Source organism: Phreatobacter sp. GW821-FHT04C01 (genome assembly GCF_059420385.1).
The window spans coordinates 72310-85125 of record NZ_JBWKTP010000006.1 but is presented as its reverse complement, the minus strand read 5'-3'; the positions used below and the strand labels follow the sequence as shown (position 1 = coordinate 85125).

11 protein-coding genes are annotated in these 12816 nt (G+C 66.3%); 6 read left to right on the top strand and 5 right to left on the bottom strand.

Annotated features, from left to right (window positions below; all coding sequences use genetic code 11):
- Positions 1-28: 28 nt before the first annotated feature.
- Positions 29-1009 carry an aldo/keto reductase gene (locus AC07WJ_RS22540; protein WP_494936904.1) on the top strand — a complete coding sequence of 327 codons (981 nt, stop codon included), beginning with the start codon at positions 29-31 and terminating at the stop codon, positions 1007-1009.
- A 33-nt stretch (positions 1010-1042) separates the two neighbouring features.
- On the opposite strand, the gene AC07WJ_RS22535 is transcribed toward AC07WJ_RS22540, so the two are convergent.
- The 4 genes from AC07WJ_RS22535 to AC07WJ_RS22520 form a co-directional block, all read right to left on the bottom strand.
- Complete coding sequence (locus AC07WJ_RS22535; RefSeq protein WP_494936903.1) at positions 1043-2458, bottom strand: 2-hydroxycarboxylate transporter family protein; 1416 nt, start codon at positions 2456-2458, stop codon at positions 1043-1045.
- A gap of 227 nt (positions 2459-2685) precedes the next feature.
- The gene (locus tag AC07WJ_RS22530; protein ID WP_494936902.1) at positions 2686-3015 is read right to left on the bottom strand and encodes an NIPSNAP family protein; all 330 of its coding nucleotides are present in this window, start codon (positions 3013-3015) and stop codon (positions 2686-2688) included.
- Positions 3012-3536 (bottom strand): cupin domain-containing protein, encoded by a 525-nt coding sequence (locus AC07WJ_RS22525; protein WP_494936901.1) that lies wholly within the window; start codon positions 3534-3536, stop codon positions 3012-3014. The genes AC07WJ_RS22530 and AC07WJ_RS22525 overlap by 4 nt, the downstream gene beginning before the upstream one ends.
- 12 nt (positions 3537-3548) lie before the next feature.
- A complete protein-coding gene (locus tag AC07WJ_RS22520) occupies positions 3549-4889 on the bottom strand; it encodes an NAD(P)/FAD-dependent oxidoreductase (protein WP_494936900.1) in 1341 nt (446 codons plus the stop codon).
- A gap of 338 nt (positions 4890-5227) precedes the next feature.
- On the opposite strand from AC07WJ_RS22520, the gene AC07WJ_RS22515 reads away from it, so the two are divergent.
- The 5 genes from AC07WJ_RS22515 to AC07WJ_RS22495 all read left to right on the top strand — a co-directional run bounded on the left by AC07WJ_RS22515 (position 5228) and on the right by AC07WJ_RS22495 (position 11272).
- Complete coding sequence (locus AC07WJ_RS22515; RefSeq protein ID WP_494936899.1) at positions 5228-6076, top strand: VOC family protein; 849 nt, start codon at positions 5228-5230, stop codon at positions 6074-6076.
- Between the two features lie 128 nt (positions 6077-6204).
- Positions 6205-7806 carry an ABC transporter substrate-binding protein gene (locus AC07WJ_RS22510; protein ID WP_494936898.1) on the top strand — a complete coding sequence of 534 codons (1602 nt, stop codon included), beginning with the start codon at positions 6205-6207 and terminating at the stop codon, positions 7804-7806.
- Between the two features lie 34 nt (positions 7807-7840).
- Entirely contained in the window at positions 7841-8818 is a 978-nt protein-coding gene (locus tag AC07WJ_RS22505) for an ABC transporter permease (RefSeq protein WP_494936897.1), read from the top strand.
- Complete coding sequence (locus AC07WJ_RS22500; RefSeq protein ID WP_494936896.1) at positions 8781-9653, top strand: ABC transporter permease; 873 nt, start codon at positions 8781-8783, stop codon at positions 9651-9653. Before AC07WJ_RS22505 ends, AC07WJ_RS22500 begins: the two co-directional genes overlap by 38 nt.
- The gene (locus AC07WJ_RS22495) at positions 9650-11272 is read left to right on the top strand and encodes an ABC transporter ATP-binding protein (protein WP_494936895.1); all 1623 of its coding nucleotides are present in this window, start codon (positions 9650-9652) and stop codon (positions 11270-11272) included. Before AC07WJ_RS22500 ends, AC07WJ_RS22495 begins: the two co-directional genes overlap by 4 nt.
- Positions 11273-11308: 36 nt before the next feature.
- On the opposite strand, the gene AC07WJ_RS22490 is transcribed toward AC07WJ_RS22495, so the two are convergent.
- Entirely contained in the window at positions 11309-12811 is a 1503-nt protein-coding gene (locus AC07WJ_RS22490) for a tripartite tricarboxylate transporter permease (protein WP_494936894.1), read from the bottom strand.
- Between the last annotated feature and the right edge of the window lie 5 nt (positions 12812-12816).

Here is a 12816-nt window from a genome sequence, read left to right as displayed (position 1 = left end):
TGAGCACGTTGAGATGAGGAGCACTGCCATGGACTATGTGAAGCTCGGCCGCACCGGCCTCGACGTGTCCCGCCTCTGCCTCGGCTGCATGAGCTATGGCGCGCCTGAGCGCGGCAGCCATCCCTGGTCGATGAACGAGGAGGCGAGCCGCCCCTTCATCCGCAAGGCGCTCGACCTCGGTTTCAATTTCTTCGACACCGCCAATGTCTATTCCGACGGCTCGAGCGAAGAGATCGTCGGCCGCGCACTGAAGGATTTCGCCCGGCGCGAAGAGGTCGTCATCGCGACCAAGGTGTTCAACCGCATGCATGCCGGTCCGAACGGCGCGGGCCTGTCGCGCAAGGCGATCATGACCGAGATCGACGCGAGCCTGCGCCGCCTCGGCACCGACTATGTCGATCTCTATCAGATCCACCGGTTCGACTATCATACGCCGATCGAGGAGACGCTGGAGGCGCTGCACGACGTCGTGAAAGCGGGCAAGGCGCGCTATATCGGCGCTTCCTCCATGCATGCGTGGCAATTCGCCAAGGCGCTCTACGTTTCCAGGCTCAACGGCTGGACACGCTTCTCGACCATGCAGAACTATCTGAACCTGCTCTATCGCGAGGAGGAGCGCGAAATGCTGCCGCTCTGCCGCGAAGAGGGCATCGGCGTCATCCCGTGGAGCCCGCTCGCCCGCGGCCGGCTGACCCGCGACTGGGACGAGGCGAGCGCCCGCTCCGAGACCGATGAATTCGGCAAGACGCTTTATGCCGCGACCGCCGAGGCCGACCGGAAGGTGGTGGAGGCGGTGACCCGGCTCGCCCAGGCGCGCGGCCTGCCGCGGGCCCAGGTCGCGCTCGCCTGGGTGCTGCACAAATCAGGCGTCACCGCGCCGATCGTCGGCGCCACCAAGCCGCATCATCTCGACGATGCCGCGGCGGCGCTGGCGGTGAAGCTCAGCCCGGAAGAGGTTGCCGATCTCGAAAGCGCCTATGTGCCGCATGCGGTGACGGGCTTCAAATGAGGCCAGCCGGGCAGGGCGGCCCGGCCGCCCGGCTCATTTGAGATAGCCGAGGATCAGCAGCACGGTGGTGACCGTGATGGCGCCGCCGATCCGGGTGGCGATCTGGGCGAAGGGCATCAGCTGCATGCGGTTGGCGGCCGTCAGGATCGCCACGTCGCCGGTGCCGCCCTGGCCGCTGTGGCAAGCGTTCACGATGGCGGTTTCGATCGGGTACATGTTCATCGCGCGGCCGACGAAAAAGCCGGTCGCCATGAGCGTGACGACGGTCGATGCGATGGTGATGACATTGGAGAGGTGGAAAGCCGCCACCAGCTTGTCCCAGGGCGTCAGCGACACGCCGATGGCGAACAGCAACGGATAGGTCATCGTCGTCTGGACGAAGCGGAAGACGATCAGGCCGCCCTGCTGCAGATGCGGCGAGACCGCGCTGGTGAGTTTCGCCGCGACCGCCAGGAACAGCATGGCGACCGGCGCCGGCAGGCCGAACAGGTGATTGCACAGCACGCCGAGCAGGTAGAGCGTGATCGCGGTCAGCCCCGCCGCGGCGATGGTGCCGACATCGATGCTGCTGCCGATGCCATGTTCGCCTTCGACCCGGTCCTGTGCCGCGCTCAGGTCCATGTCGTCATGTTCGCTCGGCTGCAGGCGTCCTTCGCCGGTCAGGTGCGGGTATTTCTTGCCGACGAAATTGAGCGTGCCGGCGAGCAGGATGGCGGTCAGGCTGCCGAGCATGACCGGCGGCAGGACCTGCGCGAAGACCTCGCCCTGGGGAATGTTCAGGATGGTGGCATAACCGATCGACAGCGGGATCGCGCCTTCGCCGACGCCGCCGGCCATGATCGGCACCACGACATAGAAGAACGTGTGATAGGTGCCGAGGCCGAGCAACGTCCCGACCGTCGTGCCGACGATGGCCGCGGCGATCGAGCCGAGGCCGAGCGGGATGAAGATCTTCAGGAAGCCCTTGATCAGCACCTGCCGGTCCATGCCGAGAATGCTGCCGACGATGATGCAGGCGATGAAGATATAGAGAAAATTGGTCGCCTTGGTGAACTCGATGATCGAGCTTTCGATCTTCGGCGGGATCAGGTGGTAATAGGCCAGCGCCGAGGGGATGAAGGTGGCGAAGATCGCTCCTGCCCCGATGCTGCGCAGGATCGGCAGCCGCTTGCCGATCTCGGCGCAGGTGAAGCCGCCCAGCACCAGCACCACGATCATCGTCGGCCCGTCGGATTTGATCTCGCCGGTATAGGTGAGCGCGGCGATGATCCCGAGCAGGAGAATGTAGATGGGAAGGGGGATGATCCCGATGCGGAAGTCGACGATCCGCCACCAGCCTTCCGGCCAGAACCTTGCCTGGGCCGCGTGTTCCTGCAGATTTCCGCTCTGAAGCGCCGGTCGTGGAGCGCTCACCGGCTCATGGCTCACGCCTGGATTGTTCGCCAGCATCCCTGCCTCCCGGCTGCATTCTTGGCCTTGGGCGGCATTCGGCATTGACTGCTGCCGACGCGGGATGTGCGAGGTCAGCAGGATTTGCGCGTGCCGTCGTCTTTCGCGCTGATGGTATGGCCCCGAAGCTGACAATAGGCTGTCAGATGGGTGGTATTAGCCGGCACCCGCTTTTGTGGCATTGAGGGGCCGCCGCCAGCGCCGGGCGCGATGGCGGCAGCCGGACCTCACCGGATCGGCGAAAACCGCGTCGGCCGGAGGAAGCGGTTCTGCTGGGTGTCGATCAGGCCGTCGACGCGCTTCAGGTAATCCTTCCAGCGCGGGTCGGCCATCATCCGGTCGCGCCGCGCCTGGCGGTCGTCGAGGCTCTGGTAGGACCAGAGCGCCACGACATGGTTGAGCTCGCCGACCTCGGAGATGAAATAGCCGTGGAAGGTACCGAGCAGCTCGAGCTGGATCGGCAGGCCGTGCTCCTCGTAGAGCGCGACGAATTCGGCGGTTCGGCCGGCTTTGATCCGGTAGTCGCGCTCTTCGACGATCATGCCTTGGACAATCATGGCTTGGCTCCGGGATTATGGCTGGCGTCGGTCCAGCCGAACACCGTGCGCCGCTCGATCTCGGCGACATTGTCGGGACGCGGGAAGGGCTCGGGCGCATGTTCGCCCGGCGTCCGCGGCCGGCCGATCTGAGCGAAGAAATCCTCCAGCCCGCCCGGCATCATGAACCAGACGAAGGTAAGTGGTTCGGCCTCCGGATTGACGAAGCCATGCTTGCGGTCGAAGCCGATGAACACCGTCGAGCCGGTTTCGATCGGCTGGTCGACGCCATCGATGCGCGCGAAGCCGCGGCCGGCGGTGACATGGATCACCTCCTCGTGCCGGTCATGGGTGTGCTCGCGGATATGGCTGCGCGGCGCCACCGTCTGGGTGCCCATGGCGAAGCGCGCCGCGCTCTCGATGGTCTGCGGGTTGAGGATGCACTGGACGAAGCCGTTGGCCGGCACCGGCTGCCAATAGCTGGGCGCGGCATCCGGGCCGAAGACCTTGACCTCGCCGGGTGGGTTGCTGGTTTCCGTCATGGCGGAGTTCCCTCAAATCTCTTTGGCGTCGAGGTGACGATAGAGCGGCAGGGCGAAGGGCGCGATACGCCGGATGATCGCCTGGAACGGCTGGGGTTTCGGTTCCGACAGCGGCAGGCCGAGCTTGTCGATCGCCACCGCCTGGGTGGCGCGGGCCAGTTCCCGGCCGAGCGAGATGGACAGGGCGACCGCCCGGCCGTTGCAGCCGGCCCAGGCATAACCGTTGGGGCCGAGCCGGTGCACGCGCGGGAAGCCCGGCACCTGCGGCTGCAGCAGGTTGTCCGGGGTCATGCCGACATAGCCGGACCAGACGAAATCGAACTCGACGTCGCCGAGCTGCGGCCAGAGCTTCTTCAGGCGCTGGGCGACCTGCGGGCGGAGATTGGCGCCGCCTGGCCCCGGCAGCATGGAGGCGCCGCCGGTGACCAGCCGGTTGCGCGCGTCCCAGCGGGCGAAATAGAGCTCGCGATGGGTGTCCGACATGGCCTGCCGGTCCGGGATGACGGTCTTGGCGATATTGTCGCTGACCGGCCGGGTCGCCATTTGCCAGGATAGCACCGGGATCACCTCCTGGGCGATCTCGGGCGCCAGGTTCTGCTCGAACTCGCCGGTATAGGCATTGGTGGCGAGCACCAGGGCACGCGCCGTCACCGTGCCCTTGGCGGTCTTCACGATCCAGCGGTCATTGGCATAGGTCATCGCGGCGGCCGGCGAGCGGGCATAGATCGTCGCGCCGAGCTTCAACGCCACCTCGGCGAGACCGCGGGCCAGCGCCAGCGGATTGACGTGGCCGCCGGTGCGGTTCCAGAAGCCTCCGAACCAGGCGTCCGAACCGAGCATCCTGGCGGTCGCGTCCCGGTCGAGCAGCTCGACCGGCGCGCCGATGTCGGACCATTCGCGCACCCGCTTCTCGGCGATCTTCATGCGGCCCGGCGAATGCACCGGCTGCACCCAGCCGGCCTGTTCCGCCTCGGCCGGGATCTCGTATTTGCGCACGACGTCGAACAGATACTGGGCGCTGTCGCGCAGCACCGCGTTGAACCGCTCGCCGGCCTCGCCGTGGCGTTTGACCATGGCCGAGGGGTCATGGCCCGAGAGCGTCGGGATCACCTGGCCGTTGTTGCGGCCCGAGGCGCCCCAGCCCGGCTCGGCGGCTTCCAGCACCGTCACCTCGACGCCCATTTCACGCAGGTGAATGGCGGTCGACAGGCCGGTGAAACCAGCGCCGATCACCACAACATCCGTGCTGATATCGCCGTCGAGCGCGGCGAGCACCGGGCCGGGCGGGGCGGTCGCGGCCCACAGCGAGGGCGGCCAGCTGACGGAGGGCGTGGCGGGCGGGGACTGAGGCATGGAAGTTCTTCCGTTCTTATGACTATGATGCATGAAAGCCGCAGGCGGGTCTGGCCACAAGACCGCCGGCTGCATGGCGGGTTCCGGTCGGCCGCAGCGCGGAAGCGCCTATCACTGGAAATCACGATAACAGGATATATATTCTACATTTTGGCCTATATGTAGAATATTTTGAACTATTTGTTCTATCTGAATGACCACTATTGAAATAAAACACTCCTGCGAGCTATGTCTGTGATGCGGTGGTGATCGCGCGGCTTTGCCGTGCAGGTGCCGTTGCGCATTGGGGTGGCTTCGGTTGAACTTGCCCCGTCAGTTCATTGAGGAGAGGGCGAGCCATGCCGCTCAAGCATATTCTCGGCGCCGACCATGTGGTCATCACGGTCCGCGATCTCGACGCGTCGGCGGCGCAGTGGAAACGCCTCGGTTTCACTGTCTCGCCGCGCGGCACCCATTCGCCGCAGATGGGGTCGGGCAATTACACCATCATGTTCGGCGTGGACTATCTGGAGCTGCTCGGCATCCTGGCGGAAACCGACCAGAACAAGCCGACGCGCGAGTTCCTGGCCAAGCGCGAGGGCATCGAGCGCACCGCTTTCACCACCGATGACGCCGCTGCCGGCGCGGCCGAGCTGAAGAGCCGCGGCCTCGAGCCGCTCGGCCCGGTGCATTTCGGCCGCCCGGTCGAGCTGCCCGGCGGCGGTACCGGCGAAGCCCGGTTCAACGTGTTCCGCTGGCCGCTGCTCGAGAACCCCGGCGGCATGCGCATCTTCGCCTGCCAGCATCTGACCCGCGAGACGGTCTGGATTCCCGAGCTGCAGAAACACGCCAATGGCGCGACCCGCATCGTCCGGGTCGAGATCCTGAGCGCCGATCCGAAGGCCGCGGCCGAGCACCTGAGCCGCCTGATCGACGAGCCGGTCAAGGCCGAGGCCGACGGCGTCTATCGCGTGCCGTCGGGCGGCAAACGCGCCGACTTCCTGTTCTACACTCAGGCGACGCTTGCCAAGCGCTATCCGGAAGCGGTGCGAGAGGGCGCGACCTCGGAAAGCGCGGTGGCCATCGTGCTCGGCACCGACGATCTCGCCAAGGCGAAGGCGGTGCCTGGCGCCGTCGCCCATGACGGCGCGGTCAGCATTCCCGCCCATGCCGCCAATGGCGTGATCGTCAGCTTCGTCGCCGGTTGAGCCGCCGATTCCAAGGGCATCGTGCCGCAATGCGCGGCACGATGCGGATGTGAGCAAATCCTCGATTGACGGGCCCCCGCCCGTCTCGCATCGTTGACCCTGATACCGCCTGTTGCAGGAGACCGTTCATGGACTTCACCCGCCGCGCCGCGCTGATGACCAGCGCCGCCATCGCCTCCAGCGTGCTGTTTCCGGAGCGCTCCTTCGCGCAGGAGACGCCGCGCAAGGGTGGGGTCTTCTCGGTTCACTACGCCGCCGAGCAGCGCATGCTGAACCCGAGCCTGCAGGCCTCGACCGGCGTCTACATCATCGGCGGCAAGATCCAGGAGGCGCTGGTCGATCTGGATGCCCAGGGCCAGACGGTCGGCGTGCTCGCCGAGAGCTGGGAATCCTCCCCTGATGGCCGGACCATCACCTTCAAGCTGCGCAAGGGCGTCACCTGGCACGACGGCAAGCCGTTCACTTCGGCCGACGTCCAGTTCACCGCCATGGAGATGTGGAAGAAGATCCTCAACTACGGCTCGACGCTGCAGCTCTTCCTGACCGCCGTCGACACGCCGGATGCCTCGACCGCGGTGTTCCGCTACGAGCGGCCAATGCCGCTCAACCTGCTGCTGCGCGCCCTGCCGGATCTCGGCTATATCTCGCCGAAGCATCTCTACGAGAACGGCGACATCAGGCAGAACCCGGTCAATCTGGCGCCGGTCGGCACCGGTCCGTTCAAGTTCGTCCAGTACGAGCGCGGCCAGCACGTCATCGCCGACCGCAACCCCAATTACTGGCGCCCGGACGCGCCCTATCTCGACCGTATCGTCTGGCGCGTGATCACCGACCGCGCCGCCGCCGCCGCCCAGCTCGAGGCCGGCCAGCTGCACTACAGCCCGTTCTCCGCCCTGTCGATTTCCGACATGGCGCGGCTCGGCAAGGATCCGCGCTTCATCGTCTCGACCAAGGGCAATGAGGGCAACGCCCGCACCAACACGCTGGAGTTCAACTTCCGGCGCAAGGAACTGGCCGACATCCGGGTGCGCAAGGCGCTCGCCCATGCCATCAACGTGCCCTTCTTCATCGAGAATTTCCTCGGTGCCTTCGCCAAGCTCGGCACCGGCCCGATCCCCTCGGTTTCGACCGACTTCTATCCGGGCGCCGACACGCCGCAATACCCTTACGACAAGGCCCTGGCGGTGAAACTGCTCGACGAGGCCGGCTTCAAGGCCGGCGCCGGCGGCACCCGCTTCTCGCTGCGCCTGCTGCCCGCCCCCTGGGGCGAGGACATCTCGCTCTGGTCGACCTTCATTCAGCAGTCGCTGTCGGAGATCGGCGTGCGCGTCGAGATCGTCCGCAATGACGGCGGCGGCTTCCTCAAGCAGGTCTATGACGACCATGCCTTCGATATCGCCACCGGCTGGCACCAGTACCGCAACGATCCGGCGGTCTCGACCACGGTCTGGTACCGTTCCGGCCAGCCGAAGGGCGCGCCCTGGACCAATCAGTGGGGCTGGACCGACGAGACCATCGACAAGATCATCGACAGCGCGGCGACCGAGGTCGATCCGGTGAAGCGCAAGGCGCTTTATGCCGACTTCGTCCGGCGTGCCAACAGCGAACTGCCGGTCTGGATGCCGATCGAGCAGATCTTCGTCACCACGATCAGCGCCAAGGCGCGCAACCATTCCAATACGCCGCGCTGGGGGTCGTCGTCCTGGCACGATCTCTGGCTGGCGGCCTGATCCTGAATGGTCCTGTGTCGAACGGCTTGATCCGATGCGTATTCTGGTACTCGCGGGGCGGCGTCTTGCCGCCTCGATCCCGACCCTGATCCTGATCCTGATCGGGGTCTTCCTGCTGTTGCAGTTCGCCCCGGGCGACACGGTCGACGCGATGATGGCGCAGATGGGCGGCGGCGACGCGGCGACCGCCCAGGAGCTGCGCCGCTTTTATGGGCTCGACCTCTCGGTTTCGGCCCAGCTCGGCAATTACCTCTGGCGCCTGGTGCGCTTCGATCTGGGTTTTTCCGCGATCTACGGCAAGCCGGTGGCCACCGTCATCGCCGAGCGCCTGCCGGCGACCATCCTGCTGATGACCGCGTCCTTGTCCTTCGCCTTCTTCTTCGGGCTGGTTCTGGGCGTCATCGCCGCGCGCGGCGTCAACAAGTGGCCGGATACGCTGATCTCCAGCCTCGGCCTGATCTTCTATGCGACGCCGTCCTTCTGGTTCGGACTGATGGCGATCGTGGTCTTCTCGATCTACCTGCAATGGCTGCCGGCCGGTGGTCTCGAAGACATCACGGTGGCGCAGACCGGCATCTGGCGAACCATCGACATCGCCAGGCATCTCGTATTGCCGACCCTGACGCTCGGCCTCATCTTCCTGGCGATCTATCTGCGCATCATGCGTGCCTCCATGCTGGAGGTGCTCAATCTCGACTTCGTCCGCACCGCCCGCGCCAAGGGGCTGGACGAGACGAGCGTGGTGGTGCGTCATGTCCTGCGCAACGCGCTCCTGCCCATGGTCACCCTGATCGGCCTGCAGGCCGGCACCATGCTCGGCGGTTCGGTGGTGGTGGAGAGTGTCTTCTCGCTGCCGGGCCTCGGCCGGCTCGCTTATGAATCGGTGGTGCAGCGCGACCTGAACACGCTGCTCGGCATCATCTTCGTCTCGGCGCTGCTGGTGATCGCGGTGAATTTCTTCGTCGACCTCATCTATGCCCGGCTCGATCCGCGCATCTCGACGGAGGGCTGAACCGGTGGAGTTCCTCAGGCACTATTTCCGCAGCCCGCCGGCGGTCGTCGGTCTTCTGCTGCTCGCGGTCATCCTGGGCATGGCGGCAACCGCCGGCTGGCTTTATCCGCGCGATCCCCTGAGTCTCGCCGGCCGACCGCTGGTCTGGCCGTTCGAGAATCCGCGCTTCCTGTTCGGCACCGACAATTCCGGTCGCGACATCGCCGCGCAGATCTTCCACGGCGCGCGCATCTCGCTGCTCATCGGCCTGGTCGCCACCAGCATCGCGGTGGCGATCGGCGTGGTGATCGGCTCGGTCGCCGGCTATTACGGCGGCCATGTCGACAACATCCTGATGCGGGTGACGGAAGCTTTCCAGACCCTGCCTAATTTCCTGCTGCTGCTGGTCCTGGTCGCGGTGTTCGGTTCGACGCTGACGACGGTGACGGTCGCCATCGGCGTGGTCTCCTGGCCGGCGCCGGCACGGCTGACGCGGGCCGAATTCCTGTCGCTGCGCAACCGCGAATTCGTCCAGGCCGGCCGCACCCTCGGCCTCAAGGACATGAAGCTGATCTTCGGCGAGATCCTGCCGAACGCCCTGCCGCCGGTGATCGTCTATGCCAGCGTCGTCATGGCGGTCGCCATCCTGCTGGAGAGCTCGCTCGCCTTCCTCAAGCTCTCCGATCCCAATGTCGCATCCTGGGGCAACCTGATCGGCCTCGGTCGCGACGTCCTGCGTGTGCAGTGGTATGTCTCGGCGATCCCGGGCGTCGCCATCCTCGTCACGGTGCTCGCCGTGTCGCTGGTCGGCCAGGGCCTGAACGATGCGCTGAACCCGAGGCTCAAGAGCCGATGACCGCGCTTCTCACTCTGGACAATGTCAGCGTCAGCCTTCCCGCCGGCGCCGACCGCTCCCATGCGCTGAAGGACGTGACGCTGGCGGTCTCGGCCAACGAGATCCTTTGCGTCGTCGGCGAGTCCGGCTCGGGCAAGTCGATGACCGCCAATGCGGTCATGCGGCTTCTGCCCGGTGGTGTCGCCATCGATGGCGGCCGCATCCTGTTCGATGGCCGCGACCTCGCCAATGTCGGCGAAGCCGAGATGCGCCGGGTGCGTGGCGCCGGCATCGCCATGATCTTCCAGGAGCCGATGACCGCGCTCAATCCTTTGCGCAGCATCGGCGACCAGATCGGCGAGATGTTCAAGGTTCATACCGACCTGTCCAAATCGGAAATCGCGGCGCGTGTCCTCGGCCTGCTCGAGGAGGTGCGCATTCCCGATCCGAAACAGGCGGCACGCGCCTATCCGCACGAACTCTCGGGTGGCCAGCGCCAGCGCGCCATGATCGCCATGGCGCTGGCGCTCGACCCGAAAGTGCTGATCGCCGACGAGCCGACGACCGCGCTCGACGTGACCACCCAGGCGCAGATCCTGGAGCTGATCCGCGACCTGCAGCGGCGCAAGGGCACCGCCGTGCTGTTCATCACCCATGATTTCGGCGTGGTGGCGGAGATCGCCGACCGGGTCGCGGTCATGCAGCATGGCAAGCTGGTCGAGGAAGGGCCGACCGACGCCATCCTCAACCGGCCGCAGCACGCCTATACCAAGCAGTTGATCGCCGCCGTGCCGCCGCTGGCGGCGCCGCCGGCCCGGCCGCTGTCGGCCGAGGCGATCATGACCATCGAGAACGTCTCCAAGACCTATCGCAATGGCGGCTTCTTCGGTCGCGGCGCCCGTGTCACCCATGCGGTCAAGGAGGTCTCGCTGACCTTGCCGCGCGGCGGCACGCTCGGCATCGTCGGTGAATCCGGCTCGGGCAAATCGACATTGGCGCGCTGCCTGGTGCGGCTGATCGACCCCGACAGCGGCAAGATCGTGCTCAACGGCCGCGACCTCGCCGGCCTGACGCGCGAGGAGATGCGGGTCGAGACCCGCCATATCCAGATGGTGTTCCAGGACCCCTTCGCCTCGCTCAACCCGCGGCGCAAGGCCGGCGAGCTGGTGGCCCAGGGGCCGATCGTCCACGGCACGCCGCGTGCCGAGGCGCTGGCGCGCGCCAAGGAGCTGTTCGCTTTGGTCGGGCTCGACCCTTCGGCCACCGACCGCTTCCCGCACGAGTTTTCCGGCGGCCAGCGCCAGCGTATCGGGCTTGCCCGGGCGCTCGCCCTGCGCCCGGACGTGCTGGTTGCCGACGAGCCGGTCTCCGCGCTCGACGTCTCGGTGCAGGCGCAGGTGCTGAAACTGCTGGCGGAGCTCCGCCAGAAGCTCGGGCTTTCCATTGTCTTCATCACCCATGACCTGCGTGTCGCCGCCCAGGTCTGCGATCTCGTCGCGGTCATGAAGAGCGGCGAGGTGGTCGAGGCCGGGCCGATCGGCAAGGTCTTCGGCGATCCGCAGCACTCCTATACGCGGGCGCTGCTCGCCTCGATCCCCGGCCGGGATTTCGGCATCAAGCGCGAGGCGGTCGCGGTCTGACCGGACCGGGCGCGGGGGACGGTTCGCCGCCCCGTGTCAGTCTTCCTGGAACGCCACCTCGCGCGTCTTGCGGATCGCCGGCAGCAGCACGACGACGACCATGACGAGGCTGGTGGCGAGCAGCCCCGCCGAGATCGGCCGTTCGAGGAAGATCATCCAGTCGCCGCGCGACAGGATCAGCGAGCGGCGGAAGTTCTCTTCCAGCATGGGCGCCAGGATGAAGCCGAGGATCAGCGGCGCCGGTTCGCAGCCGATTTTCGGCAGCACGTAACCGATCACCCCGAACACCGCCATGATCACGATGTCGGTGGCTGAATTGGTCACCGAATAGACGCCGATGCAGCAGAACACCAGGATGATGGCGTAGAGCCAGCGATAGGGGATGGTCAGAAGCTTCACCCACAGCCCGATCAGCGGCAGGTTGATGATGACCAGCATGAGGTTGCCGACCAGCATGGAGGCGATCATGCCCCAGAACAGGTCAGGCCGGTCGGTCATCACCTTCGGCCCCGGCACGATGCCATGGATGGTCATGGCGCCGAGCATCAGGGCCATCACCGCATTGGGCGGAATGCCCAAGGCCAGGAGCGGGATGAACGAGGTCTGGGCGCCGGCATTGTTGGCGCTTTCCGGCCCGGCGACGCCCTCGACCGCGCCCTTGCCGAAGCGCGAGGGATCCTTGGCGACCTTCTTTTCAAGCACATAGGAGGCAAAGGAGGCGACCAATGCGCCGCCGCCCGGCAGGATGCCGAGCAGCGAGCCGAGCAGCGTGCCGCGCAGCACGGCGGGCACCGAGCGGCGGGTTTCCTCGCGGGTCGGCCACAGGCTGGTCAGGGCCTGGCGATCGGGCCGGCCGGCGTGCTTTTCCAGGTTGCGGATGATCTCGGCAATGCCGAACAGGCCCATGGCGACCGGCACGAAGCCGACACCGTCGGCAAGCGCGGGGATGTCGAAGGTGAAGCGTGTCTGGCCGGACGCATTGTCGGTGCCGACCAGGCCGAGGAACAAGCCGAGCCCGACCATGGCGATGGCGCGGACCACCGAGCCCTGCGCCAGCACCACCGCGGCGACCAGGCCGAACACCATCAGCGCGAAATAGTCGGGCGAGCGGAACGTATCGGCGATCTTGACCAGCGGACCGGAAAAGGCCGCGATCACCAGGGTCGCGAAGCAGCCGGCGAAGAACGAGCCGAGCGCCGCGATGGTCAGGGCAGCCCCGGCACGGCCCTGCTTGGCCATTTCATGGCCGTCGATACAGGTGACCACCGACGAGCTCTCGCCCGGGATATTGACCAGGATCGCGGTGGTCGAACCGCCATATTGCGCGCCGTAATAGAGCCCGGCGAGCATGATCAGCGCGGCGATGGGTGGCAGCGTGAAGGTGATCGGCAGCAGCATGGCGATGGTGGCCACCGGGCCGAGGCCCGGCAGCACGCCGACCAGGGTGCCGAGCAGCGCGCCGATCAAGCAGAACAGCAGGTTCTCCGGCGTCAGGGCGATGCCGAAGCCGAAGATCAGATTGGCGAAGACATCGGTCATGACGA

What these genes read in the sequence shown, in the direction of transcription:
- AC07WJ_RS22510 (WP_494936898.1), top strand. Translation starts at nt 6,205, where the DNA reads ATGGACTTCACCCGCCGCGCCGCGCTGATGACCAGCGCCGCCATCGCC.
- AC07WJ_RS22505 (WP_494936897.1), top strand. Translation starts at nt 7,841, where the DNA reads ATGCGTATTCTGGTACTCGCGGGGCGGCGTCTTGCCGCCTCGATCCCG.
- AC07WJ_RS22530 (WP_494936902.1), bottom strand. Translation starts at nt 3,015, where the DNA reads ATGATTGTCCAAGGCATGATCGTCGAAGAGCGCGACTACCGGATCAAA.
- AC07WJ_RS22525 (WP_494936901.1), bottom strand. Translation starts at nt 3,536, where the DNA reads ATGACGGAAACCAGCAACCCACCCGGCGAGGTCAAGGTCTTCGGCCCG.
- AC07WJ_RS22520 (WP_494936900.1), bottom strand. Translation starts at nt 4,889, where the DNA reads ATGCCTCAGTCCCCGCCCGCCACGCCCTCCGTCAGCTGGCCGCCCTCG.
- AC07WJ_RS22535 (WP_494936903.1), bottom strand. Translation starts at nt 2,458, where the DNA reads ATGCTGGCGAACAATCCAGGCGTGAGCCATGAGCCGGTGAGCGCTCCA.
- AC07WJ_RS22515 (WP_494936899.1), top strand. Translation starts at nt 5,228, where the DNA reads ATGCCGCTCAAGCATATTCTCGGCGCCGACCATGTGGTCATCACGGTC.
- AC07WJ_RS22490 (WP_494936894.1), bottom strand. Translation starts at nt 12,811, where the DNA reads ATGACCGATGTCTTCGCCAATCTGATCTTCGGCTTCGGCATCGCCCTG.
- AC07WJ_RS22495 (WP_494936895.1), top strand. Translation starts at nt 9,650, where the DNA reads ATGACCGCGCTTCTCACTCTGGACAATGTCAGCGTCAGCCTTCCCGCC.
- AC07WJ_RS22500 (WP_494936896.1), top strand. Translation starts at nt 8,781, where the DNA reads ATGCCCGGCTCGATCCGCGCATCTCGACGGAGGGCTGAACCGGTGGAG.
- AC07WJ_RS22540 (WP_494936904.1), top strand. Translation starts at nt 29, where the DNA reads ATGGACTATGTGAAGCTCGGCCGCACCGGCCTCGACGTGTCCCGCCTC.